The organism is Pseudodesulfovibrio senegalensis, from assembly GCF_008830225.1.
GTDB lineage: Bacteria > Desulfobacterota > Desulfovibrionia > Desulfovibrionales > Desulfovibrionaceae > Pseudodesulfovibrio > Pseudodesulfovibrio senegalensis.
Window position 1 is genome coordinate 98,789 of the sequence record NZ_WAIE01000002.1, and the last position, 26,072, is coordinate 124,860.

Genomic DNA, 26,072 nt, shown 5'->3' on the forward strand with positions numbered 1-26,072 from the left:
CGGGCCTTCCTGCGTCAGATTCTGGGGGAATCTAGAAAAGTTTGACCATGTCCCGTGTCATTTCACGGTACAGGTCGGCGATGTAGACAACGCCGATGACCTTGCCGCCTTCCACGACCACGCCCCAATGATTTTTGTCTTTGAGGAAGTTGTCGAGCACGACCAGTGCAGGGTCGTTGGGCCTGAGAACGGGGATGTTCCGTTCAATGTAATCGTCCAGCCGCATTTGGGTGCAGATGAGACAGGCGTCCCTGAAGGCCTGATCCCAATCGGTTTCGCCCACCTGCTTGAGGTTCTCTTCCTTGAGCACGGATTTTTTGACAGCCGTCAGGACACTGCGGATGGAAACCACGCCCACGAGCTTCCCGGCCTTGTTCTTGACCACAACAACATAGTTTTCCGGGTGTTCCTTCATGGACTCGCGCATGACGCGGATGGCCTCGGCCAGACTGGCGTCTTCGCGTACCGCGGCAAAATCGTCTCGCATCATGTCCCAGGCGCGTTTTCTGAGCATCATCGGCGTAATCTCCTTTCAAACGGGATGAATTACAATATGTTGTCTGTATTACCATGTATCTGCTTGCGGGTATTTTGTCCACACTTCTAACACCGCAGAGCAGATACTTGACAAGTTGCGGGGAATCTCCACAATCAGGGCATGATGAAACAACTCGTCTCCGCAGTATTTTGCATGGTCTTTTTCGCGGCGCCGCAGGCTCTGGCCATGCCTTTCCATGCCGGAGAAAAGCTCAGCTACGAAATATACTGGACCGTGGTGCATGCCGGATCTGCTACCCTGGAGGTCCTGCCTGAAAAGGATGTCGCGGGCAAGCCCGCGCTGGGCTTTCTGGCCGAGGCCCGGTCCACTCCCTTTGTGGATGCCTTCTACAAAGTGCGCGATCGCATCGAGTCGTGGACCGATCCGGATGTTGAGCGGTCCTACCTGTACCTCAAACGGCAGCGGGAGGGAGACTACAGCAAGGATGTGGAACTGCGTTTTGAGCCGGATGCCCGCAGGACGTTGCGCTATGTGCGCGGCGAGTTGCGGCGGACGCTGGAACAGCCCGAATATGTCTTTGATCCACTGGCCATTCTTTTCGCCTTTCGCAAGCAGACGTTATACAAGACCATGCGTTTCAGCGGCCCGGTCACGGACGGCAAGGTCAGCGTTTCCGGCGAGGCATATGTGGAGGGCATGGATACCCTTGATACACCGCTGGGCGAGGTGCCGTGCTTCCGGGTGCGGTTGGACGTGAAACATCTTTCCGGGGTGTTTCGCAAGTCGGACGATGCAGAGCTTCTGGTCTGGTTTTCCGCGGACGAGCGCCGCCTTCCCGTGCGGGTCAAATCCAAGGTGGTGGTGGGGCATTTCACCATGGAACTGGTGGGGTATGACCCCGGCCGGGAGACCTGTGCAGCACAGGTTCCCTGACCGGGGCCGGATGCTCAGAATCGTTCGAAGTCGCTGTCGGATTCCTGGTCCATGTCCAGCGTCGTTCCGCCGGATTCCTGTTTCGTTTCCGGTTTTGTCTCGGGGCGGGGCAGGGCCGCTGTTGCAGGGCGCCGTTTGCGGATCGTCGGGCCGCCCTGCATGCCGGTTCCGGTCTCGCGTGTTTTGAAGAATTCCATGGTGGCGAGCAGTTGTTCTGCCTGTGCCGTGAATTCCTGTGCCGTTGAAGCCATCTCCTCGGACGCGGAGGCGTTTTGCTGGATGACGTGGTCCAGCTCCTGAATGGCCTTGTTTATTTCCTCGGCACCGGTGTTCTGTTCAATGCTTGCCGTGGCGATTTCCTGAACCAGTTCCGCTGTCTTGCGGATATCCGGCACCATCTTGTTCAGCATGGAGCCGGCCTGGTCGGCCTTGGCCAGGGTCGATTCCGAAAGCTCGCTGATCTCCGAGGCTGCCATGCCGCTGCGTTCCGCGAGCTTGCGCACTTCGGCAGCCACCACGGCAAAGCCCTTGCCCGCTTCTCCTGCCCGCGCCGCTTCAATGGCCGCGTTCAGGGCCAGCAGGTTGGTCTGCCGGGCGATTTCCTCGATGATGGAGATTTTTTCCGCGATATTCTTGATGGAGTCCACGGCTTCCATGACCGCGTCGCCACCCTGTTGCGCGTCCTCGGCCGTGCGTGTGGCCATGGACTCGGTCTGCTGGGCATTGTCCGTGTTCAGGCGAATCTGGCCGATCATTTCTTCCATGGAGGCCGAGACCTCTTCAACGGAGGCGGCCTGACGGGTTGCCCCGTCCGCAAGGCTCTGTGCAGAACCGCTGATTTCCACGGACCCGGAGGCAACGCTTTGCGCGCCTTCCTTGACCTGACCAACTATGCCGTCGAGCCGGGAGGTCATGGTGCCGAGGGCCGCGCTCAGCTTGCCGGGTTCGTCGGTCTGGCTGGTGTCGATTTCCACGGTCATGTCGCCCGAGGCCACGGTATTTGCAAGGACGAGTGCCTCATTGATGGGCGTGATGACCGAGCGGGCCACCAGAATGCAGAAGGGCAGGATTGCCAACAGGCATATTGCGGCGGCAATGGAACCCACGATCCAGATGAGTCCGGAAACCACGTCGTCGATGTCGCTGGCAATGGCCGCGGTCTGTTCTTCCACGTTGTCGAGGTACACGCCCGTTCCGATCCACATATCCGTGCCGGGAATCATTTCCGCATAGGAAAGTTTGGGTTGGTCTCCCTTGCCGGGCTTGGGCCAGATGTAGACCAGAAAGCCACCGCCCTTTTGGGACAGCTTGAACAGCTCGCTGACCAGCTGGACGCCGTTTTTGTCCTTGAGGTCGCCGAGGTCCTTGCCCTGCAGCTTCTTGTTGGGGGGCAGGGCCACGTTGGTGGTCTTGTTGTAGACGAAAAAGTAGCCGGACTTGTCTTCTTCAAAGCGCACATCGTCCACAAGCGCACGGATGGTCGCGACTTTCTGCTCCAGCACGGGCATGTCGCGGATGGCGGCGCCTATGGCCACGGCCATGCTGTGCGTGGCCACCTGCAGCTTGCGCCGTTCGCCTTCGTTCATGGCCTTGTTGGCGCGGTCCACGCCAATGTCCTTGACCTCGCCGACACCGGACAAAAACGTCCAGCCGAAGCCGGCCGCCATGAGCAGCACGACCACGATCAGGATGATCATCCGTGTGTTGATGGTGATTTTTCTCAGCATGTTTCCTCGCTTGTCCAAAGTGATACCGAGCCCTGATTTTAGGTCGAAAGTAACGGCTTTGGGTGGAGGACTGCCATTATTATATGAATGGGTGGGTTTATCCTTTGAAGGTCACGGTGATCCGGGTTCCCCGCGCGGCATCGGTTTTCATGGCGATGCCCGCCTGATGGGTGCGGGCCACCAGCGCGGCGAAATACGTGCCCAGCCCGGTGCCGTGCTCCTTGCCGTGCGTGGCGTATTTTTCAAAGAAACGTGGCAGGATCTCTTTCGGCACCATGCCGGAGTTCTGGATGGTGAGCCGTTTGCGGGTGCCGTTGCGCAGATACACGTATACCGTGTCTCCTTTGCCTGAGGCTTCCACGGCGTTCTGGATGAGGTTGCGCGCCATGGCCCGGATGAGCGGGTCCTCTCCCTGAATTGAAAACTCCTCCATCCCGGTGATGTCCTTGCCGTTCATGGACATGTTCAGCGCCACTTGCGAACTGCGCAACAGGGGCACGAATTCCTCTTCAAGGCCGCAGAGCAGTTCCACCATGTCGAGGCGGTTGTTGCGCAGCGTGTAGATGCCTTTTTCCATTTTGAACATGTCCAGATGATTGCGGACCATGTCCAACATGCGGTACCCGGCCGCTTCGATGCGTTTGATGTAGCGTCGTTGTTCGTGCGTCAGCCCTTCGGTGCCCAGCAGGATTTCCGGATAGCCGATGACCAGCGTCAGCGAGGATTTCAGGTCATGGCGGTTGAGGCGTTCCACTTCCTCGCGGATCATTTCCGCCTTTTCGCGTTCCCGCATTTCAATATGCAGTTGGGTGTTCTTTTCCTGCAATTCCTGCTTTTTTTCCCGAAGCATGCGCGTGCGGTGGCGAACAATGTCTTCCAGCATTTCCCGGTGGCTTTGCAACCAGTTGTCCCGCTTGCCGATTTCATCCAGCATGGCGTTGAACTCGTTGACTAGCGTTCCTATTTCATCATTGCTTTGATGATGCACGCGGCGGGAATAGTCCTGGCTTTGGCTGATATCCGTGACGACCGTGGTGATTTCCTTGAGCGGGGCCAGCATTTTGCGCCGCAACAGGCTACCCACAAAGCCGCTGAGCGCGAAAATGAGCACCAGCGTAGCCATGGAAAAGACCGCGTCCGTGGTCAGAATGTCCCATTGCCCGGCCAGCGAACCCCGGATGACCAGCGTTCCGGTTTTTTCTCCTGCGGACAATATGGGGCTGCACACCTCGCAGTTGGTCATGGTCATGGTCGTGCCCATGGCTTCATGGTTTTTCGGGGGCGTTCCGATTGCGCTGAAGAGTTTGCCGTTCTGGTCGTATATGGCGGCACCGGATATTTCGGACATCATGCGCAGGGAGGCGAGGTTTTCGCGCGCGGCTGCCGGATCGTTGAAGTCCAGCGCCGCCACGCTGGCCGCGGCCACGAGCCGGGCAGTGCCTTCCATGCGGTGGCTGAATTCCTGCCGGTACGCATGGACGACCGTGAAGACGTTCATGGTCTGGGAGAGAACCAGTGCCATGAGCAGCGTGCCCAGAATGATGAGCTTGAGCTTGTGGTCAAGGGACAGGGTGTTCCAGCGCATCAAAAGCGGGCTCCCCTGTTGCCTGTGCCGTTATGGCTCCCCGACCCCTTTTTCGGCCCCGGTCCCCTTTTCGGGCCATGTCTGTGTTTGTCGTGGCGTTTCCCTGCGGGCGCGCCGACCATTTTTGATGCCGGGTTGGAAGGGGCTTCGGGTTTGAAGGATTGAGATTGGTTGCGGGAGCCGTATACGTCGGCCAGCGACATGAGGCGGGAGCTGATGCTCAGTTTCGCCTTGTTGACGGCTTTGGCGTTGATTTGAAGCTTCAGCCTGCCGTTCGATTCCCGGAAATTGACCATGCCGCCCATTTCCATGAGCTTGGAGCTTTGTCCCACGGTCAGTATGGGGCGTTCGCCCAGTTTTTTGATGATGGCCGCGGCGGTCTGCGGGGAAATGTTGTTCAGGAAAAGTATGTCGCACTCATCCACGGGCCACTGGCGAAGGGTGAACTTGCTGCTTTGTCCCTCAAAGTAGGGACGCAGGCTGTGCGCATCCGTTGCGGCAACGATCAGCGGTTTGTCCGTTTTTTCCACGGGCCATGAAACGTATTTTGTCATGCGTTTTATGAACAGGGAACGCAGTTTGTCCATTTCCACGCCTTGTCTGTTTTCGTTACCGGCATCGGCCGTTGGGGCGAAAAGAACAGGCAGGACCGTGAGCGCGAGCAGCACGGCGAAAATCGGAAGCCGTTTCCGGCTCAGAATTTCCATGTTGCCCTCACGCTGAAACTCGGATCGTTTTCGAGCGGCGAACTTTTGTCGTTGTCGTCAAAGATGTTCTGGCCGATAAGTTCCAGCTTTAGGTCTTGGCGGGCTTGCCACGAAAGCGAAGCGTCCACGGTAAAGGTGGGGTCAAAGTCATCTTCCGTGGGGCAGGCCCGATACTGCAGCAGCGTGTTGAACCCGACTTCGGGCAAAATGTCCAGCATGGAAAACAGTTTGGCTTCGTAGATGGGGTCGCCCGTGGGGTTGTGGCGGGTCCATTCCTCGTCGCCCCCGCGAATGTTTTGCACCAGCACTCCAAGGGACGGACGCAGGGTCAATCTTTCCTTCAGTTTCCAGTCGGCAGCGGCCTCCATGCCGTAGGCCGTGCCCCACATGTCGTTGTCCACGGTGGCGGTATAGGTCGATTCGTCATAGCTGATGTGCGTCATGCTGTCGTAATGGTTTACATATGTGCTGATGTCGAATTCGAGTTGTGGCGAGATGATTTGCCGATAGCCCGCTTCGAGGGAGTAGAGGCGTTCGTTTTTCAGGCCGCCCGGGTTTTCCAGTGTGTAGGTGTGGCCCTGATAGTCGATCCTGTAGCTTCCGTCTTCGCTCCAGCGGTCCGGTGAACGCCGCGCATGGGATGCGGCGATCCAGAGTTCTTGGTTGTCCTTGGTATACAGCAGTCGCGCCGTGGGTTGCAGACCGAGGAAGCCGGAGTCACGATAGTCCAGCTTGAGTCCCAGAATCAGGAAGAGGTCGTCGTCGTGCAGGGTTATCCTGTCCTGCACAAAGGCATTGGCGTCAAAGCGTGTATTCTGGTTTTCCTCGATGCGGATGTGGTCGGAGGCGTCAAAATCGTCCCATGCCACGCGGGTTCCCACTCCCCATGTGAACCTGTGTGAACCGTTTTGAAGCATGGCGTGCAGCACTTCCATGTCCACGAGGTTTACTACGCCCCTGAAGTCTCCCATGCTCATGCCATCTGCGGAGTAGGACGTGCGGAAGCGAACCCCTGCATCCAGTCCGGTCCTTCTGTCCCACGTGAATTGCATGTACCCGGAATGATTTTCGTTGCTGAATCCCGCGGGGTATTTGGGGCGCATGACCCCGGCGCCGTCCTCCGACCGGGTTAGGGCTCCGGCCGCCTCAAAGGAGAGGGTGTCGGTAAACGCGTTGTCCCAGTCCACGCGCAATCCTGTGCTGCCCTGTTTCCATTCCTGCGTGCTGCGGGCCGAGCCGTCCGGCGAGCGCATGCTCAGGCCGTCGCTGTAGCTGCCCTTGCCGAAAAAGGCCACGTCCGTGTCCTGATCGACATGCATGCCGTAGGAGAGCGTTTGCTCCAGCCCTTCCGTGCCGACGCGGGTCACGCTGGTGCCGCCGTTCATCTCGGCTGCGGTTTTGGTGATGATGTTGATGACGCCGTTGAACGAGTCTGCGCCCCATAGGCTGGTCCATACGCCGCGAACCACTTCGATGCGCTTGATGGTGGATAGGGGAACCGCCTGGTTGTTCCAGAATACGCCGGTGAACGTGGGTGAGGTGATGGGGCGGCCGTTGATGAGCACGAGCTGCTTGTTGCCGAACATGTTGCTGAAGCCCCGGATGCCCACGGCCCATTTGTCCGTGTCCATGCGGGTGACGTGCACGCCCGGAACCAGTTGGAGCGCCTCGGGAATGGAGGAGGCGCCGGAACGGGCGATGTCTTCTTCCGTGATGACGGACACGGCCCCGGCAACGCGGGAGAGACGATCGGGGCGGCGTGAGGCCGTGGTCACCCGTACCTCCATGAGCTGGGCGATGTCCATGGTCTCGAGATCGTCGGATTCCTGTGCGCACACGGAAGGCGGCACCATGCACCACGCCAGCAGAAGCAGCACGATGGTCCCGTAGGTGGGACGGGTCATGTCAGTGCTCCGTTTCAGCACTGGTCACCATCAGGTAGCCGCGGCCTCGTATGGTTTTGATGCGGACCGAATCGCCGAGTTTTTTGCGCAGGTTGCTCATGTGCACGTTGAGCACATAGTCGTCGATGTCCGCGCCCTTGCCCAGAGCCTTTTCCATGAGCGCTTCGCGTTCCACCACGGACCCCATGCCTTCGCCGAGCTGTTCCAGAATGCTGAATTCCGCGCCGGTCAGGTGCACTTCTTCACCGTCCAGCATGGCCGTGCGTGCGCCCATGTCGATGGTCAGGTTGTTGAGGACGATGCGGGATTTGCCGGTTTCCGAAACGTGCATGGCGGCGCCGGAGTTTTCAAACCGCCGCAGCACGGCCCGCATGCGCGCCAGCAGCTCCCGCAGCGGAAACGGCTTGGAAACATAGTCGTCGGCGCCCATCTCAAGTCCCACGACCCGGTCGATCTCCTCGCCGCGTCCCGTGAGCATGATCACCGGGACCATGGATTCCGCACGAATCTGCCCCAGCACGTTGAATCCGCTGGTATCCGGCAGCATGATGTCAAGGATCACGAGGTCATAGCTGTCCTTGTGGAATCGCTCCAAACCATCGGCGGCGGAATATTCCGTGCTCAGCGTGTACCCTTCACTGTCCAAATAGGCGGAAAGCATTTCGCCCAGTTCCGGGTCGTCATCAATAAGTAATATAGAGTTCATTACGTTCCCCCTTGGCAATCAATATATATGTTTAAGGTAAAAAAAGGAAAAGGAACATGCATAAGTAAGCATAAAGTTTATTAAGAAACATTAATATTCATAAATATACATAAATACAACATGAGGCCTCCGTAGCGGAAAAAAATTCCTGCCATGAACGATATGCAAGTTTCATTCGTATACATGGAGTAGGAAAAGAATTTTCCGCTGTGGAAAGTTCTTGTTGCATGGAAGCAACAGACAACTGGTTACAAGGAGGTAATTATGTCTTTGGTGGTTAACAACAACACAATGGCCAACTCTGCTGCCCGTCACCTGAATGATGCCTATGAAGCGCTTGGTTCTTCCACAGAGAAGCTTTCTTCGGGACTGCGCATCAACTCGGCGGCCGATGATGCAGCGGGGCTGGCCGTGCGCGAACTCATGCGTTCGGACATCTCCACCCTGCAACAGGGCGTGCGCAATGCCAACGACGGCATTTCCATGATCCAGACTGCGGATGGCGCGCTTTCCGTTACCGACGAAAAGCTCATCCGCATGAAGGAATTGGCCGAGCAGGCTGCGACCGGTACCTATACTGATGCGCAGCGCGAGCTGATTGACCAGGAATATCAGGCCATGTCTTCGGAGATCACCCGTATTGCCAGCGCTACGGACTTCAACGGCATCTACCTGCTCAACGGCAACCTTTCCGACGATGGCGTGACCATCCACTTCGGCACAGGCAACGACGAGGCCGAGGACAAGTACACCGTCAAGATCGGCGACTGCACGGCTTCCGCCCTTGGCGTCGGCCTGCAGAGCGGGGACGGTGCCGGAGCAACGGTGTCCACCCAGGCCCAGGCGCAGGAGGCCCTGGACGCGCTGGACGCGGCCATCATTTCCAAGGACACCATCCGGGCGAACCTCGGTGCCATGGAAAACAGGCTGGATGCCACCATCTCCAACCTTGAGATTCAGGCGGAAAACCTGCAGGCCGCGGAATCCCAGATCTCGGACGTGGACGTGGCCACGGAAATGACCGAGTACTCGGCGCAGCAGATCATTTCGCAGTCCGCTGTGTCCATGCTCTCGCAGGCAAACTCGCTGCCGCAGATGGCGCTGTCTCTCATCGGATAGTTGCATCAGGTAGTGATCTTCAAGGCCCGGTTCGCCGGGCCTTTTTTTGTGCGTGCAAGACGTCTGAACCTTTCCTCGTCCAATTCCCTATTGATCTTGGTCTGTCGGCAGCTCCATTCGGTTACATTCTTTTTTTTGAATTTCTGTCTTGCGGTTCACGCATGCGCTTCATGTACGCCTGTTGCCATAAAGAAATATTTTCATATCGCAAGCCAAATTGATGTTGGCGCATCTCTCTTTACTGTTCGATATAAAATAAAGAGTATTCTTGTAGTATTCTTAATGTTGTTGGGCATCATCATTGCTTCATTGGAGGCAAGGGGAAAATGATGCAGTTACAGATCGATCATAAAGATTATGTAGAGGAAAACAATCCGTCTGAAATGATATTCAGAAATTATTCTCGACTCATATATAAGTACATAATTCAATTTATTAGACTGAATGGATTGATAATAGAAAATCACGAGTATGATGATATTTTTCAGGAGATAGCATTGAAGCTCATAAAAAATAAGTATGCAGAAAATTTTGATGAAAAGAGAAGCTCAATGAAAACATGGCTCAGCATAATATCGAAAACAAGTGTCATTGACTACATGCGTAAAAGAAATAGGCACGCCAATGAGACGAATATAGATATATATGAAAATGAGCTGCAGTGTGAACAAGATCAATTATCGTTGGAGTTGCCCAAAGGACTGCTCACAGAACGTCAGGAACAGGTTGTTCGCATGTATTTTCAGGAAGGATTTGAAGCAGGCGATATTGCACAGCGTCTGGAAATAACGTCCAGAACCGCGCGCAGCATCAAGCATCAGGCTCTGGAGCGGCTTCGCCGCCACATGGGCACGGAACCAACGGACATCCCGAGGAGGGCGTCATGAGCATTGACGTTACCAGCTACCTGAACGCGACATCGTCGACGACCACGTCGAGCTCCGATTCGAGTTCGGAGGTCGACTACAACGATTACCTGACCCTGCTGGCCACGGAGCTGCAGTATCAGGATCCCACCGAGCCCATGGACAACACGGAAATGATCAACCAGCTCACCAGCTATTCCCAGCTTGAGCAGCTGACCTACATGTCCGACCAGCTCGACACCCTGACCGAGTCCATCGAATCCGTTACATCCACGGCCGGTCTGGACTATTTGGGCAAGGAAGTTCTGGCCGTGGGCAGTTCCGTGGTGGTGGACGGCGGTGACGTCACTTCGCTCGGCTACATCCTCGGCGACGACGCCGAATACGTGACCCTGAACATCTACGATTCGTCCGGAAACATCGTGGATACGACCACCTTGGGCGAAACCGAGTCCGGCGAGCATGTTTTCCAGTGGGACGGCCAGGACGAGGACGGCAATGCCGTGGACGACGGCACCTATTACGTGGCCGTGTCCGCCTATGATTCCGACGATGCATCCATCACCTCCAGCACAACTGCCTCGGGAACGGTCGTCGCCGTGACCCAGTCCAGTTCGGGGGTCATCCTGACCCTGGACGACGGGCGTGAAGTCAACATGCTCAACGTGGCCACCACGACCGCGTCGAGCGACAGCTAATACCATTTTTTCAAGGACAAAAAGGAGTTTGAAATGAGCGTCAGCGGAGCTTTGTACACAGGCATTTCCGGCATGCAGGCCCAGAGTTTGGCTACTTCGGTGGTCAGCAACAACCTCGCCAACAGCACCACCACCGGGTTCAAGAGTTCTTCAATAGAATTCGAGGACGTGTTTTATTCCACGGTCTACGCCGGGGGCAGCGTGGATCAGATCGGCCACGGCGTGACCACCGCGTCCATCGACACGGATTTTTCCCAAGGGTCATACGAGAGCACCAACAATGCCACGGACCTCGCCCTGAACGGAAACGGCTACTTCATCGTTACCGACCCGGACAACGGCAACACATATTACACCCGTGCGGGCAATTTCGATTTCAACGAGGAAGGGTTTCTCGTGGATGCGCATGGCAACGTGGTGCAGGGTTGGCAGATGGTGGACGGGTCGGCCACAGGATCGCTCACGGATGTGATGCTGGACAGTTCCCAATCCCCGCCCAACCCCACCAGCGAGATTTCCCTGACCATGAACCTGGACGCCTCCAGCGAGAATTATTCCGAGGCTACCAACCAGTATACCGCGCTGTTCAACAACTACAACGGATTGGACGACACGCCGCTGGACGATTCCCGTTATTCCTACAGCACCACCATGACCATCTATGACGAAAACGGCACCGCGCATGACCTGACCGTGTACATGGACCCGGTGGGCGAGGACGACGACGGCGACATGGTTTGGGAATACATCGTGGCCTGTGATCCGGACGATGACCAGCGCACCGATCTGGAAGGCACCAGCGCAGCCGGACTGCTCATGACCGGAACCCTGACCTTTGATTCCAGCGGCCAGCTGAACAACATGACCGCGTTTACCTATTCGGATTCGCCCTCGGTGGCGGGCGACCCCACCAACGAGGCCAACTGGGAATTGGCCGAGTTCGACAGCAGCGGGTACCCGATCATGGACGTGAACTTCACCGGTTCCACGGACAATCAGGAAATCACCCTGAACTTCGGCCTGAACAACAAGGACGTCAGCGGCACGGGCTGGGACACCTCCAGCGGTATCGATTCCCTTGACGACATCACGGCCACGACCGACCCCGACGACCTGCCCACGTTCAACGAGGCGGCTCTGGGAGTGGGATCCACCACCTGCTACAGCGACAGTTCCTCGGCCACCTACAGCAAATATCAGGACGGCTACGCCACGGGAACCCTGCTGGAAGTGGAGGTCGATGAGAACGGCGTGCTGTACGGCATCTACTCCAACGGCGTGGAGAGCGCGCTTTTTCAGGTGGCTGTTGCCGACTTCACCAACGAGGAAGGACTGACCGCAGAAGGCAGCAACCTGTTTTCCGCCACCACCGAGTCCGGGCAGCCGGTCATCGGCACTGCGGGCAGCGCCAGCTTCGGCACCATCGCTTCCAACACCCTGGAAGGTTCCAACGTGGATACGGCCACGGAGATGACCAACCTGATCATCATTCAATCCGCCTATCAGGCCAACAGCAAGGTCATCACCACGGCGGACGACATGATCCAGATCGCGGTCAGCCTCAAGAGCTAGTCATGGATAACGGAACCCGGGAGGCAGCATCATGTTGAATTCATTGTATTCGCTTGCCACGGACAGCATGGCCAACGCGCAGGTGTCCATCAACAACGCGTCCAACAATATCGCCAACGCGGACACGGCCGGATATTCGCGCACCGAGGCCGTGTACGAGACCTCGGGTTCCACCACCTACAACGGCGTCACCGTGGGCCTCGGGGCCACCATCGTGAATCTGGAATCGCAACTCAACACGTTTCTGGAGGCCCAGTATCTCGCTGCCTATGCCGAGCTGTGCTACTACGATACGTCCCTGAACTATCTGGACCAGATGAATTCCCTCTTCGATCAGGAGGAGGACAGCGGCCTGAACTACCTGCTGAACGAGAACTGGCTGGCATGGAACGAGTTGTCCTCGGACCCGACTTCTCTGGCGGCGCGTGAGGCCCTGTTGGGGGATTCGGAAAATCTGATTTACGAACTCAACAACACCTCGGAACAAATTGAAAATGCCATCGACACGGTGGAGAGCGAGATCGCCAGCCAGGTAAGCGAGGCCAATGAGCTGATCGACCAGATCGCGGCCCTGAACGAAGCCATCGTGGCCGATTCCGACAACACCCAGCTCATTGCCGAACGCACGCAGGCGCTCCGCGATCTTGACGCGTTGGTCGAAATCGACGTGACCTACAAGGACAACGGCGAAGTTCTGGTGGATGTGGTCAACGGGTCGTATCCATTGGTGGATGGCGACGAAACCCACTATCTCAAGTATGCCGCAGCCACGTCAACGGATTCTCTGGTGTCTTCGTCAACCTATGACGGCGAGATCAGTTTTTCCGGCAGCTCGGCCGAGGAAATCACCATCGAGTTCGTGTCCTCGGGGCCGGACGGCACCGCGCAGTTCAAGGTGTCCTATGACGGCGGGGTCACATGGGAGACCGACGACTCCGGCAACGAGATTCTGTACACGGCGGACGATTCCACCAATTCCGTGACCGTGGACGGCGTGGAAATCTGGTTTGACGGCGGTACCTCGGACCACGCCGAGGGCGACCAGTATACCATCGTGGCCAAGAGCGGCCTGTACTGGGAGGCCGGGGACGGTTCTCTGGTCAACGTCACGCCTTCGGACGACATCTCCAACCGTCTGGAAAGCGGCTCCATTGCCGGGCTGTTCGACACGCGTGACCAGGACCTCGTGCCCACGCTCGAAAATCTGGATTCGCTGGCCGAGGCGCTCATATGGGAAACCAACGTGGCCCATTCGCAGGGCACGGGCACCGAGCCCCATACGGCCATCACCGGCACCTATGCGGCAGACGACTCCTCCGCAACGCTTGAGAATTGTGGCCTGTATTTTGCGGACAGGATCGAGGCCGGTGAATTTTCACTGGTGACATACGATGCGGACGGCAATGTTTCCATCATGGATACCATCACCGTGGACCCGACGACTGATTCGCTGGACAGCGTCGTGGCCCAGATCAACGCCACGTTCGGGCCGGATCTTTCCGCCGGCGTCAATGCGGACGGACAGCTTGAATTGAGTTCGGCCACGGACATGAGCTTTGAAATGGGCGAGGACACCTCCTGCCTTATGGCCGCATGCGGGGTGAATACCTTCTACACGGGCACGGACGCCGGGACCATCAATCTCAATGACTATGTGGTGGACAACGTGGGCCACATCAACTGCGGTGCCGTGGATCTTACCGACGGAACCGTTGCTTCAGGGTCCAACGATACGGCCAATGCCATCTACGCGCTTTCCGAGGCCATGACTCTGAGCATCGGGGGTCAGGACGGCACCTCGTTCAGCGACTATCTGGCGGCCATCGTTTCGGATGTGGGGTCGGCAGCGTCTTCCGCGGAAATCGCGCAGGCCAGCGCGTCGTCCAACGCGGAGTTCTATTATGACCAGCAGCAATCCGCCAGCGGTGTGAACGTGGACGAGGAATTGGTGGACCTGACCAAGTATCAGAACCAGTACGAGGCCTGCGCCAAGATCATCGAGGTCACGCAGACCCTCATGCAAACCGCTTTGAGCCTTGTTTGAGGAGGATGAGTCATGCGTATCAGCACGTCACAGATTTATGCCAGCACGCTTTCGCAGTTGAATTCCTCTTTGACCGACGTCATGGAGCTCAACACCATGAACACGACGCAAAAACGGATCAATTCGCCTTCGGACGATCCGGCGGGCATGGGTCTGACCATGGAGCTGCGCGCGTACGATTCCAGCCTGAGCGGATACGTTGAAAACTGCAGCGTGGCCTCCAGCATGCTCAGCCTGCAGGACGAGGAATTCATGCTGGCGTCCGAACAGATCACTGCGGCATTGGAATTGGCCGAGCAGGGTTCCACCGGAACCTACGAATTCGACCAGTTGGTGCTCATGGCCGAAGAAGCGGCCGGGTACGTGGACAGTCTCTTCAACATCGCCAACACCAAGTATGGCGAGGATTCCGTATTTGCCGGGGACGACCTCGGCGACGACGCCTATGAATACGGCCTTGGGGTAAGCATGACCAACGACACCCTGAGCAACGGTAACTTTACCTCCGTGACCGGCGAGATCGACAGCACCCTCTCTGTGCGCTTTGACGAAACCGGCACCGTGGGCGGAACCGATGACCTCGACTACAGCTATTCCACGGACGGCGGACAGACATGGACGTCCGCAGTGTTGGCCGCCGGCGATACCACGCTGGTTATCGATGATTGCGAGGTGGAAATGCTTTCGGGCACGGCCGTGACCGAGGAAGACGAGGCCAACGGTGTGGAAGGCTCGGAGTTTTTGATCCGCACGGCCGTTTACTACACGGGCAGCGACAAGGACATGGACCTGTACGTGGCCGAAAACACGGAAATGGACGTTACCACCGTGGGCAGTGAATATTTCGGGGGCATTGATCCAGTCACCGGGGAGGCCTACGAAGAGCCCAATCTGTTTGAATCGCTCTGCGAACTGGAAGCCTACCTTGCCGTAGGTGATGCGGATGGAGTGGCAGATGCCCTTGAGGAGTTGCGCGAGGCGCAGACGAACCTGGAAGCGGGCAATGCCAACGTGGGCGCGCGTGAAAACCGGGCCAGCTACATGCAGCAGAGTCAGGGGCTCGTGCAGGAGGTTTTGGCCAGCTCCATCAGCATGGAGGAGGACGCCAACGCCACGCAGCTGGCCATCGAATTGGAACAGGCCAACTATGTTTACGAGGCAGTGATTTCGTCCACGGCAAAGATCATCGACATGAGTCTGCTCAATTACATCTAGGAGGTAATGGGCATGAGTTATATTTCGTCTGTCAGCAGCACCACGTACTCGCCCATCAGCACGTCGGGCAGCATCACCTTTTCCGGGCTGGGCAACGGCACCGATTTTGACGAGATTCGCGAAGCGCAGGTCGAGGCCCAGAGCGTCCAGTTGGAAACCTATGAGGCGGACCTTGAAGAGACTGAGTACATTGTGGACCTTCTGGAGGACCTTCAGGAGGAGTTCGAGGCGCTTGAGGATACCCTGTCCGAGTATGACGACCCTGACGAATTCATCGAGATGGGCGTGACCACCACGGATGACGATGCCGTGAGCGTGGAGGCCACGGGTGAAGCCCGCGAAGGGTCGTACGAACTGGAGATCAATCAGTTGGCGCGTTATGACGTGTGGGCAACCACCGGCTACACCTACGATTCCACCGATACGATCATAACCACTACCGACACCCAACTGACCTTCACCTACGGCGACGAGACCATAGCCGTGGACGTTGCCGCAGGCACCACCCTGCAGGGATTGGTGGACAGCATCAACCGCGATTCCGATGCCAGTGAAGCCGTGGAAGCCAGCCTGCTCAGCGATGGGGATGAATACTATTTTTTCCTTTCCGGTCAGGACACCGGGGCGGACAATACCATAACTCTTACCGACACGGGTACCATCGACGGTTTTGACCTGAGCAATTTCGAGAATACGCAGGAGGCCTGCAACGCCCAGATCAAGGTGGACGGCTTCCCCCCGGGTGAGGATACCTGGCTGGAACGCGATTCCAACGAGATCGACGATGTCATCGACGGCGTGGAAGTGAATCTGCGCGACACCACGGACGGCAGTACCCTGACCATCAACGTGGAATACGACGAAGACGCCATCAAGGAGAAGATTTACGATTTCGTGGAGGAGGTGAACCAGATCATACTGGACATCCAGACCCTGACCGGCCGTCTTGAGGACGCTGCCAACGTGGAAAGCGGCGACGATGCTGACGAGGCCGCGGATGACGACGACGCTGACGACGTCACCTACACCGTGGACAACTATGTTACCGATTTCATTTACGACAGCATCAAGAACGTTTTGTCCACGCAAGGAATCGGCACCTATTACGACTATGATTCCGGCGTGGGTGATTATTACAATAGCCTTGCCATGCTGGGGTTCTACACGGATACGGACGAGGGCTCGGATACGTTCGGCCAGTTGCAGGACGACGAGGACGCGCTGGATGCGGCCCTTGACGATGATCCCGGGGCCGTGGCCCGGCTGTTCTGTGCCTCGGGCGAGGCTACAACCTATTCGGATGATCTCAAGGTCACTTCATGGGTCGACAGCCTGACCGAGGGTGGCGCGTATGATGTCTCCTACACCGTGTCGGGCGGCGTGATCACCGAGGCATACATCGATGGGGAAGCCGCCACCATCGACGGCACCACCCTGTTTGCCTCGTCCAGCGATTCCGGCTCGCAGGGTTTGTATCTTCAGGCCACCAATCTGTCCGACGGCGACCACTCGGGCACGGTGTACGTGAAGCAGGGCAAGGTCGGCGAGATGATCGACGTGATCAGTGAACTGAGCGCGGGCGACGGCGTGCTGGCCACGCAGATCGAATATTACGAGGAGTCGGTCAGCAGTCTTGAGGATTCCATCTATTCCGAGGAGTTGCGGCTGGACAACCTCAATACGCGCCTGAAGGAAAAGTATTCGGCGCTGGATTCCATGCTTTCCTATTATACCAATATGCAGTCCATGATCGCCTCATTGACTTCGACCTAGAACATGCTCCAACGGTTCAACAGGGTCTGTCGTCCGGGGAAAGAGCCCGGAGGCGGACCTTGTTGCTTCTGGGGAATTCCTTTTTTAGCAGCCGTTTGAGCAGGGGGCGCAGTCCCTTGGCGGATTCTATGTACCGGGCTTGTTCAAAGCCGTTCTGAATGACGCAAAAGGCCTCCGGCCCGGAGCGGCGTATGATCACGGCCCGGTCCCGTTTGTAGGTCAGCAGTTCCAGCCCGTGGCCCTGTTCCATTGCTTTGATTTTGCCGAGCACCACACCCAGTGCCGCGGCCTTGTCGATCATGGCCATGGTGCCGCCTTCAGATGGTTTTTCGGGTTTCGGGCCGCAGGGGAGCGTTCTCGTCCAATGCATAAACACGGATTTTCGTGCTTCTGGGAAATTCCTTTTTGAACAGCGTCTTGAGGCGTTTTTTGATGCTGGTCCCGTTTTCCTCAAAGGTGTTGCTTTCATACCCGGCCTGCACCACGGCAAAGGAATCCGGTCCGGTCCTGCGTATCAGGATGGCGCGGTTGCGCTTGTAGGTTCGCAGGTCCAATCCCTGGCCGATGTCCATTTTGTCCAGCTTGCGCAGGATGGTGTTCATGGCGGACGATTTGTCGATCATGGTGGTCGAGGATAGACAGGGCCGGGGAAACCTGTCAAACCTCGGCCACGGAGAATTATTATGCAAAAAGGCGAAATGATCGAATGTGGCGTTGAGGCTTTGGCTTTTGGCGGCGACGGCATTGCCCGCGTGGACGGCATGGCCGTTTTCGTGCAGCGCGGCCTGCCCGGCCAGCGCGTGCGCGCACGGTTGACGTTGGTGAAGAAACGGTTTGCCAAGGCCGTGGTGGAAGAGGTGCTGGAACAGACCCCGCATTTCGTGGAACCGCAATGCCCGCATTTTGGCGTGTGCGGCGGATGCGTATGGCAGGATCTGGCCTATTCGGAACAACTGGCCTGGAAATCCCGGCAGGTGTCGGATGCGTTGGCGCGCATCGGCGGCGTGGAACCGGAAATGCTGGAGCCCGTGCCCTCTCCCGCAGTGTTCGGCTACCGCAACAAGATGGAATTCGCCTTTGCCGGAGGGCGTGCGGATGAGCCGCTGCGCCTGGGCCTGCATGCGCGTACCGAACCGGGACGCAAGGGGCAAGGAGCCGTATTCGATGTGGAGCGGTGCCCGCTGTGTTCGGAACGGACCATGGATGTGCTGCGCGAGGCGCGACTCTTGTGTCAGGAATCCGGCATTGCGGCGTATGATCCCGCCTCAGGGCGTGGCTATTGGCGGCATCTGGTGGTGCGGCATACGGGTACAGACCAACTCATGGCCCATCTGATCACTGCGGACGACCCCAAGCTGCACAAGGACGCCGCGCGCATTGTCGAGGCCCTGCACGCCTCGATTCCGGGCATGGATTCCTGTGTGCATTCCAGCCGCCGTAGCCGCAATACCCTGGCCTTTGGCGAGCGCGTGCATCATGTCAGCGGCAGCAAATACATTGAGGAGCGTTTGCTGCGCGGCGATACGGCCGTGCGCTACCGTATATCCGCCAACTCGTTTTTCCAGACCAATACGCAAGGTGCCTCGGACCTGTACGATGCCGTGTTGCACATGGGCGGTTTCAGCGCGGACCAGACCGTGCTGGACCTGTACTGCGGGGCCGGCGGCATCGGTCTTTTCCTTGCGGGTGTGGTTCGCAGGGTAGTCGGTTTCGAGCTTTCGCCGGACGCGGTGCGCGATGCGTATGCCAACGCCCGCATGAACGGGCTTGAAAATTGCGAGTATCATGCCGGGAGTCTTGAAGACGGGCTGAATCTTGATTCGTTACCCCGGCCGGACGTGGTGGTCTGCGACCCGCCGAGGTCCGGCATGCATGAACCGGTGGTCAAGGCGTTGCTCGCATTGCGGCCCAAACGCATCGTGGCGGTTTCCTGCGATCCCGCCACTCTTGCCCGTGACTGTTCGCGGCTTGCCCCGCAGTATTCAGTGGTTCGGGCACAAGCTGTGGACCTTTTTGCGCACACGCATCATGTGGAGACCGTTGCCATTCTGGAGCGCGCCGATTTCGACTGATTGCCTTTGCCGCGCAAATTCGGCACTCTGAATCCCTTGTCCGTGAACCGTAATCGGAGGCACCATGTCCGTCATCGTCCGTAAAAGCCTGCTGGAACTCATTTTCACCGGCGCGTTCATGAAACGCTGGAACGACAAGCTGCGGCCCATGGAATTGGTGGAAGTGGACAAACAGGCCCACAAGATGCTGGTGGCGTGGTTGCTGTTCGTCATCAATTCGCGGGACATGGACGTGGCGCGCAGGCGTGCGCTGGGCGAGGCCGTGGTGGAAGGCGGTCTGTTCGATTACCTGTACCGTCTGGTCATCACGGACATCAAGCCGCCGGTTTTCTACAAGATCAAGGAAAACCGGGAAGATTATCGGAAGCTTACCGAATGGGTGCTCAGCGAGCTGACCCCGCGCATCAGCCCCTTGGGACCGGAGTTCCGCGAGCGCATGACCGCCTATCTCATGGAGCCGGAAGACAAGGGCTTGGCCCGCCGTATTTTGCAGGCCTCGCACCTGTACGCCAGCTATTCCGAGTTCAAGCTGCTCAAAGCCATCAACGAGATGGACCATGAATTGACCGGGATCGAGCAGAGTTTTCTGGACCGGCTGGGTGCGCTTTCGGACATCAGGGGTGTTTCCGACCTTCTGGATGAGGAGGGCACTGTGCTGGGCAAGTTCGCCCGCATGTGCGGCCGCCTGCGGTTTCAGAAGCGGTGGTCCCAGACCCCGCGCGTCCCCGAGACATCGGTGCTGGGGCATATGTACATCGTGGCTGCCTATTCGTGGTTTTTCAGCATCGAAGTGGGCGCGTGCCGGGCGCGCATGCAGAACAACTTCTTTTCCGGATTGGTGCACGACCTGCCCGAACTGCTGACCCGCGACATCATTTCTCCGGTCAAGGGTGCGTCCCCGGAAATGGCGGACCTGATTCGCGATTACGAATTGCGCGAGCTGGAGCGCGTGGTGCTCAAACCGTTGCGGGATGGTGGCTACGAAGACATAGCCGGCCGCATGGCCTATTTCCTGGGTCTGGAGGTCGGCTCCGAATTCAAGAGTTCCATCCAGCGCGACGGCTGCATCGAGGAGGTCACTTCCGCCCAACTGGCCGCCAACTGCAACCACGACTCGCTGGACCCCAAGGACGGCGAACTGCTCAAGGTCTGCGACAGCCTCGCCGCCTACATCGAGGCGCACACCGCGCTCAGAAACGGCATTTCCTCGGACCAGTTGCATCAGGCCCTGTACCGCATTCGTCAGCGTTATCACGATAACCCCACGGTGGCCGGAGTCCAGATCAGCGCACTGCTGGCCGATTTCGACTAAAACGCCTTCAGGCTGCCGATAGCGGCCCGATAGCTGCCGGTAACAACGGGGATGCAAAAAGAGCAAATCCTCGCGTACGTTGGTGTACGCGTCGTCCTTGCTCTTTCCCGCCTTTTGGAGTCAGCCTGCGTGGTCGGCATGACATGCGCTCTGATTCCCCCTTTCTTTTGAAGCCGCGCCTTGTTGTTCGTTTGCGCATGGTGTATACGCAATGAAAATTCGTATGCGCTTGTTTGGTGGCGTCATTTGGCGTCAACTGCGACGGGCGCAAGAGGGGATGGAAGATGCATATTTCCGAAGGGGTCCTGGCTGCCCCGGTTCTCTTGTCCGGTGCGGCGTTGACCGTGGTCGGAACTGCGGTGGGCCTCAGGCGCATGGATTACGACCGCATCATGGGGGTGGCCATCCTGTCCGCGGCTTTTTTCGTGGCCTCGCTGGTGCATGTGCCTGTAGGGCCGTCCAGCGCACACCTGATCCTCAACGGCCTGCTCGGTCTTGTGTTGGGTTGGGCCGCGTTTCCTTCCATATTGGTTGCGCTTTTGTTGCAGGCCGTGCTGTTCCAGTACGGCGGGTTGACCGTTCTGGGACTGAACACCTTTACCATGGCCGCTCCCGCCGTGCTTTGCTACTACCTGTTCCGGCCGCTTTTGCGCAACGGCAAGGCCGCTGTCGGGGCGTTTCTGGTGGGCTTTTGCTCCGTGCTTCTCAGCGCGCTGTTCGCAGCCTCGGCCCTGGCTCTTTCCGGCGAAGCGTTTGTGCCGCTGGCGGCCGGTTTGGTAGCCGCTCATATTCCGATTATGGTCGTGGAAGGGTTTATCACCATGTTCGCCTATTCATTTCTTGCGCGGGTCAAACCCGAGGTTCTGCAAGGAATAACAGCATAACTACGGAGTTTTTATGAAATATCTGCACATGATCCTGATCTGTGCGTGTGTGTCTGTGTGCATGACACCGCGCGCCGAAGCCCACAAGGTTAATATTTTTGCCTATGTGGATGGCGACATCATCCACACGTCCAGCGGCTACAGCAAAAGCAGGCGCGTCCAGAGCGGCACCGTGGAGGTGCGGGATTCGGCCACCGGAAAGGTGTTGCTGACCGGTACGACCGATACGCAGGGGCATTTCTCCTTCCCCGTTCCGGAACAGGCTCGGTCGGGGCACATGGATCTTGATCTGGTGATTCTTGCCGGGCAGGGGCACAGGGGTGTTTGGAAAATGCCGTATGAGGAGTATAATTCGAGTTCTAATGTGGAAAACTCAACTGGTAAACTTGTGGAAAACACAAGTGCGGATGGTGTGGAAACGGCTGTTGGGTCCGGCGCCAATGATGTGGCTGTCTCAAGGGGCGAACTGGAGGATGTGATTCGCCAGGTTGTTCGAGAAGAGGTGGGCGGCATCAGGGTGATGATCGCCGATATGCGCAATGAAGATCCCGGTATCCCTGAAGTGCTTGCAGGTATTGGATATTTGTTTGGGATCGCTGGCCTGATAGCGTGGGTTCGTTCGCGTCGTCCTCGCTCCTGAGTCGTTGCATGTAAAGGCGCCTTTTGCTTTTGCACTGTTTTTGTGCTTGTCATTTGCGTACGCAATGTATACCTCGTAGGTTCCATGTTGTGTGGAATAAAAAACGTGTGAATATGTGGACAAACGAGATGTATGTTTGCTAAGGCACTGTCCGTGAGGGCAGTGAGGTATATATTATGAGATTGACGACGCGAAGCAGGTATGGAACCCGCATGGCCTTGGATATTGCGCAAAACGGTGCAACCAGTCCGGTGCGAATCAGCGATATAGCCCAACGTCAGGGCGTATCGGTCAAGTATCTTGAAAAGCTCATTCGCGAGCTGAAGCAGGCGGGATTCATCCGCAGCAAGCGCGGGCCGCGCGGCGGGCATATGCTGGCCAAGGACCCCGGCGAGATTACCGTGGGCGAGATCGTGCGCGTTCTCGAGGGAGACATTTCTCTGGTGGAGTGTGGAACGGACGAATCCTCGTGTCCGCGTTTTGCCGACTGTGTGACGCGCAATCTTTGGGTGCAGGCTTCCGAAGCCATGTACAACAGACTCAACGCAATCACGTTGGACGACCTTTTGCGCGATCTGGACGACTGTTCCGATCCTTCCAACAGGAATCCGTCGCTCAAATAACCGTTCACGTTGCCGATAAACAGATCGGCCACAAAGACCACATCTTCGCGTACGGAAAAATACGTGATGATTTCGGGTTTTTTTTCGTGTCGTCCGAGTGCTGTGCCTGACGGCCGAGGCTTCACCACGGCGGCCAGCTCGGTTCCGTTGGATTCTGCGTGCTTTCGAAGTTGTCCGTGAGCGTGCATGGCCACCTTGCGCAGGCGGCTATGCCCGGTATTCCGTGCCAATTCCCTTTTCCATCCTGACGATCCTGCCCCGTTGCTCGGCGGCGCCGCTTGTGAAAGTGGCGCGAGCCGCGATTCGTTGCGTCGTCCCGACGGGAAGTCCTTGTTTTTGGCAAGGCTATGATTCATGATCGGCGTTCATGCAATGATGGCAATCGTGGCGGGAGGTATCCCATGATTCTCGGTATTGAAGGCAGTCCGCGTCAGAAAGGAAATTCACACAAGTTGCTTGAGGCGATCCTTTCCGGGGCGGCCGAAAAGGGTCAGGATTGTGAAGATGCACACTTGCGGGATTTTCGTTTCGAACCCTGCGTGGGGTGTGAGCGGTGCCGTCGCGACAAGATCTGTACTCGGTTCAGCGACGGCATGACCCTGCTGTATCCCCGGCTGCAACAGTCTCGGGGGTTGGTGCTTGTGTCACCTGTGCACAATTACAATGTGACCGCATGGGTGAAGGCGTTCATTGATCGCCTGTACTGCTTCTACGATTTTACGGACGAACGGCCGAGGGGGTGGTCAAGCCGCCTGGCCGGGCAGGGGCGAAAGGCCGTGATTGCTGCCATAGCCGAGCAGGAAAACAAGCATGACATGGGTTTTGCCATGGACGCCATGCGCTTGCCGCTGGAGGCTCATGGATTTGAAATCGTGCAAGAGATAAGCGTGTTACGCCTGTTCGACCGTGGTATCGTTTCCCGCCATGCGGATATTCTGGAGCAGGCCCGGCAGGCCGGAATGCGTCTTGCCGATTCCCTTGAGCAATAACAGGATCTGTTGTTGTCGGTGCTCTCTCCCCTGATGCCCCGGTCGGTTTCTCCCGTCCAATTCATTACAATATGGTTTCGGTGCGTACAGCAGGCGAACAGCGGATTTTCCGTTCATGCGTGTCTGAAAAAACAGACCTGCGCGATCTGTGGATGTTGTTGTCCATCTGCTTGAAATTGTGCCTTTTCCTGTCTTGCGAGAGCCTTGTTTTTGTCTTTTTTTTCGGAAATTCCACCATGTGTTTTTTCGTGCCGTTTCAGTATCGTCACCTGTCTTGAACTTTTTTTCACAATTCTGGCCCCCGGTCAGCCCTTGCCATATCTGAGTTCGTGAGATCGGGGCGTCATTTTCTGCTTCTTCCCTCCGGTGTTCTGTCGTTGTCTGGCACATTTTCTGCTTATAACCGCATAGCTGATTGATCGATCAATCTGATCCGAAAAATCGGTCTCCGCATCAGGCGCGTCATGCGCCGTGATTGTGCGGGAACATGGTCGATTCTGGTGATTTCGGGTCCTGTGGCCCGGTTTTGGCGAGAATACAATTCATGCAAAGGACTATCCGATTGAAGCAGAGATACATCCCCATAACAGTGATCGTCGCCATACTGGCCGCCCTGGCCGTGGCCGGTGGCGCCATGCCGGAGCAGGCGCAAGTGGTCCCGGCGCGTACGGTCATGGACAACAACGGCGGCAGAGTCATCTTTTCCCACCGCATCCATGCCGACGAATACGGCTTCGAATGTGCGGACTGTCATCACGACGATATCGGTCAGGAGAGGCCCGTGTCCTGCGGTTCCTGCCATCCCAAGGCTTTTGACGAAACATTTCGCTCCGAGCACTTCAAGGCTTTTTCGAGCGAGGATGCCTGTCTGCGCTGCCACGACGACGTGCCCGGCGAGACATTGGCCGAGGAGGACAGGCCGGACACCGGGAATATTCCGCTTCGGGCCGATGCGTTTCATGCCCAGTGCATGGACTGCCACGAGGAAAATGGCGGTCCCTATGGCGCCGAGTCCTGCTACCAGTGCCATGCGAGGTAATACGAATGCTTAGAATACATTATTCTCTTGAATCCCAACTGAAGGATGGCATCGCCGATATTGCGGCGCCCGAGGAATTGAGCATTCAGGTACGCAACCTCGTGCTCAAGACGGCCAAGCGCAAGAAGGTGGGGTTCGGTTCCACCATTGCCGAGCATCCTTCCCAGTCGGGCGGCGCATTTCATGCCGCTGCTTCGGGTACGGTTCGTGATCTGGACTACCATCACCTCGTCATTGCCTGTGGCGAGGGTGGCGACGATGCGGAGCCTGTGAACGTGGCCTCGCTGCAGCCGGGCAGGGAGCTTCTGCGCACCCTGCAGGAGCTGGGCATTGATATCGCGGTGCTTTCGTCCCGTGCGGAAACGCTGGTCATCAACGGCATGAACCCGGAACCGGGAGTTTCCGTGGCCGAGCAAATGCTGGCAGACGAAATGGAGAACCTCGAGGCCGGGCTGGATGTTGCCTGCGCCCTGATCGAGCCGCAGCGCACGATCCTTGCGGTTGCCGACGCATCGGAATACCGCCTGCCGGGCACCACCCCCCAATCCATCAAGGCCAAGTATCCCAACTCCCTGGACGCCCTGGTGGTCAAGGCCGTGACCGGCGAGGAGTTTCCGTCCAATGCCAAGATCATGAGCGTCATGGATCTGTATGCGCTGGGCCGGGTGGTTCGTACGGGCCTGCCCGTCACCGAAACCGTGATGACCATCGAGGGCCGCAACTACCGTGTGCCCATCGGCACCCCCATCCGCCACCTGCTTTCCTGTCTGGGCATAAAGGCCGCGTCCGGCGACACCGTGGTGCTTGGCGGATCGTTTCGTGGTGAAGCCGTGTACAGCCTCGACGAAGGCGTCAGAAAGGGCGATTACGGCATGTTCGTCATTTCGTCCGACGCCTTCCCCCACGTGCAGGATGTGAGCTGCATCAACTGCGGCGAGTGCGTGCTCAACTGTCCGGGTCGCATACAGCCCAACCTCATCAGCCGCTATGCGGAATACGAGATGTTCGAAATGGCCGAAAAGCATGGCCTGCACAGTTGTTTTGAATGCGGATTGTGCGCCTTTTCCTGCACCATGAGAAGACCGCTGTTGCAGTACATCCGTTTTGCCAAGGATCAGCTCAGGGCCGCAGGCCGGAGTGAGCAGGCCTAGGAGCCCGCAATCAA

24 protein-coding genes are annotated in these 26,072 nt (G+C 57.5%); 16 read left to right on the forward strand and 8 right to left on the reverse strand.

All coding sequences use genetic code 11. The features are described from left to right. Positions 1–31 precede the first annotated feature (31 nt). A complete protein-coding gene (locus F8A88_RS06695; RefSeq protein WP_151150369.1) occupies positions 32–517 on the reverse strand; it encodes a CBS domain-containing protein in 486 nt (161 codons plus the stop codon). A 174-nt stretch (positions 518–691) separates the two neighbouring features. Between F8A88_RS06695 and F8A88_RS06700 the strand changes: the two genes are divergently transcribed. After that, positions 692–1,432 (forward strand): DUF3108 domain-containing protein, encoded by a 741-nt coding sequence (locus F8A88_RS06700; protein WP_241667376.1) that lies wholly within the window; start codon positions 692–694, stop codon positions 1,430–1,432. Positions 1,433–1,446: 14 nt separating this feature from the next. On the opposite strand, the gene F8A88_RS06705 is transcribed toward F8A88_RS06700, so the two are convergent. The 5 genes from F8A88_RS06705 to F8A88_RS06725 all read right to left on the reverse strand — a co-directional run bounded on the left by F8A88_RS06705 (position 1,447) and on the right by F8A88_RS06725 (position 8,061). Further along, the gene (locus F8A88_RS06705; RefSeq protein ID WP_151150371.1) at positions 1,447–3,159 is read right to left on the reverse strand and encodes a methyl-accepting chemotaxis protein; all 1,713 of its coding nucleotides are present in this window, start codon (positions 3,157–3,159) and stop codon (positions 1,447–1,449) included. 97 nt (positions 3,160–3,256) lie between these two features. Next, a complete protein-coding gene (locus F8A88_RS06710; protein WP_151150372.1) occupies positions 3,257–4,744 on the reverse strand; it encodes a CHASE sensor domain-containing protein in 1,488 nt (495 codons plus the stop codon). Then, on the reverse strand, positions 4,744–5,451 hold the full coding sequence (locus F8A88_RS06715) for a YfiR family protein (protein ID WP_151150373.1): 708 nt from the start codon (positions 5,449–5,451) through the stop codon (positions 4,744–4,746). The genes F8A88_RS06710 and F8A88_RS06715 overlap by 1 nt, the downstream gene beginning before the upstream one ends. Beyond that, a complete protein-coding gene (locus F8A88_RS06720; RefSeq protein ID WP_151150374.1) occupies positions 5,439–7,355 on the reverse strand; it encodes a TonB-dependent receptor plug domain-containing protein in 1,917 nt (638 codons plus the stop codon). Before F8A88_RS06720 ends, F8A88_RS06715 begins: the two co-directional genes overlap by 13 nt. 1 nt (position 7,356) lies before the next feature. Beyond that, positions 7,357–8,061: a response regulator transcription factor gene (locus F8A88_RS06725; protein WP_151150375.1), complete on the reverse strand. Its 705-nt coding sequence runs from the start codon at positions 8,059–8,061 to the stop codon at positions 7,357–7,359. 264 nt (positions 8,062–8,325) lie between these two features. Here F8A88_RS06725 and F8A88_RS06730 point away from each other — a divergent pair, with 264 nt between their 5' ends. The 7 genes from F8A88_RS06730 (at position 8,326) to fliD (ending at position 17,348) form a co-directional block, all read left to right on the forward strand. Continuing rightward, a complete protein-coding gene (locus tag F8A88_RS06730; RefSeq protein ID WP_151150376.1) occupies positions 8,326–9,180 on the forward strand; it encodes a flagellin N-terminal helical domain-containing protein in 855 nt (284 codons plus the stop codon). 326 nt (positions 9,181–9,506) lie between these two features. Then, entirely contained in the window at positions 9,507–10,067 is a 561-nt protein-coding gene (locus F8A88_RS06735; RefSeq protein WP_151150377.1) for an RNA polymerase sigma factor, read from the forward strand. Beyond that, entirely contained in the window at positions 10,064–10,744 is a 681-nt protein-coding gene (locus tag F8A88_RS06740) for a flagellar hook assembly protein FlgD (protein ID WP_151150378.1), read from the forward strand. The genes F8A88_RS06735 and F8A88_RS06740 overlap by 4 nt, the downstream gene beginning before the upstream one ends. Before the next feature lie 33 nt (positions 10,745–10,777). Continuing rightward, complete coding sequence (locus F8A88_RS06745) at positions 10,778–12,316, forward strand: flagellar hook protein FlgE (RefSeq protein WP_151150379.1); 1,539 nt, start codon at positions 10,778–10,780, stop codon at positions 12,314–12,316. Positions 12,317–12,347: 31 nt separating this feature from the next. Continuing rightward, a complete protein-coding gene (locus tag F8A88_RS06750) occupies positions 12,348–14,360 on the forward strand; it encodes a flagellar hook-associated protein FlgK (protein ID WP_151150380.1) in 2,013 nt (670 codons plus the stop codon). 12 nt (positions 14,361–14,372) lie between these two features. Next, positions 14,373–15,575, forward strand: a complete 1,203-nt coding sequence (flgL, locus tag F8A88_RS06755) for a flagellar hook-associated protein FlgL (RefSeq protein ID WP_151150381.1) — start codon at positions 14,373–14,375, stop codon at positions 15,573–15,575. 12 nt (positions 15,576–15,587) lie between these two features. Next, positions 15,588–17,348, forward strand: coding sequence for a flagellar filament capping protein FliD (gene fliD, locus F8A88_RS06760; RefSeq protein WP_151150382.1), 1,761 nt, complete (start codon positions 15,588–15,590; stop codon positions 17,346–17,348). Between the two features lie 16 nt (positions 17,349–17,364). Here the strand turns inward: fliD and F8A88_RS06765 are convergent, their stop codons facing one another. Then, positions 17,365–17,655: a hypothetical protein gene (locus F8A88_RS06765; RefSeq protein ID WP_241667377.1), complete on the reverse strand. Its 291-nt coding sequence runs from the start codon at positions 17,653–17,655 to the stop codon at positions 17,365–17,367. Between the two features lie 10 nt (positions 17,656–17,665). Continuing rightward, a complete protein-coding gene (locus tag F8A88_RS06770) occupies positions 17,666–17,971 on the reverse strand; it encodes a hypothetical protein (RefSeq protein ID WP_151150383.1) in 306 nt (101 codons plus the stop codon). A gap of 60 nt (positions 17,972–18,031) precedes the next feature. On the opposite strand from F8A88_RS06770, the gene rlmD reads away from it, so the two are divergent. The 8 genes from rlmD to F8A88_RS06810 all read left to right on the forward strand — a co-directional run bounded on the left by rlmD (position 18,032) and on the right by F8A88_RS06810 (position 26,058). Continuing rightward, positions 18,032–19,420 (forward strand): 23S rRNA (uracil(1939)-C(5))-methyltransferase RlmD, encoded by a 1,389-nt coding sequence (gene rlmD, locus F8A88_RS06775; protein WP_151150384.1) that lies wholly within the window; start codon positions 18,032–18,034, stop codon positions 19,418–19,420. 64 nt (positions 19,421–19,484) lie between these two features. Then, positions 19,485–20,732: an HD domain-containing protein gene (locus F8A88_RS06780; RefSeq protein WP_151150385.1), complete on the forward strand. Its 1,248-nt coding sequence runs from the start codon at positions 19,485–19,487 to the stop codon at positions 20,730–20,732. A gap of 284 nt (positions 20,733–21,016) precedes the next feature. Continuing rightward, positions 21,017–21,616: a cobalt transporter CbiM gene (gene cbiM / locus F8A88_RS06785; RefSeq protein ID WP_151150386.1), complete on the forward strand. Its 600-nt coding sequence runs from the start codon at positions 21,017–21,019 to the stop codon at positions 21,614–21,616. Positions 21,617–21,629: 13 nt separating this feature from the next. Next, positions 21,630–22,256, forward strand: coding sequence for a hypothetical protein (locus F8A88_RS06790; RefSeq protein ID WP_151150387.1), 627 nt, complete (start codon positions 21,630–21,632; stop codon positions 22,254–22,256). Positions 22,257–22,432: 176 nt separating this feature from the next. After that, a complete protein-coding gene (locus F8A88_RS06795) occupies positions 22,433–22,879 on the forward strand; it encodes an RrF2 family transcriptional regulator (protein WP_151150388.1) in 447 nt (148 codons plus the stop codon). A 401-nt stretch (positions 22,880–23,280) separates the two neighbouring features. After that, a complete protein-coding gene (locus tag F8A88_RS06800; protein ID WP_151150389.1) occupies positions 23,281–23,868 on the forward strand; it encodes a flavodoxin family protein in 588 nt (195 codons plus the stop codon). A 562-nt stretch (positions 23,869–24,430) separates the two neighbouring features. Beyond that, a complete protein-coding gene (locus F8A88_RS06805; protein WP_151150390.1) occupies positions 24,431–24,907 on the forward strand; it encodes a cytochrome c3 family protein in 477 nt (158 codons plus the stop codon). Positions 24,908–24,912: 5 nt separating this feature from the next. Then, positions 24,913–26,058, forward strand: a complete 1,146-nt coding sequence (locus F8A88_RS06810; protein ID WP_151150391.1) for a 4Fe-4S dicluster domain-containing protein — start codon at positions 24,913–24,915, stop codon at positions 26,056–26,058. The last annotated feature ends 14 nt before the right edge of the window (positions 26,059–26,072 follow it).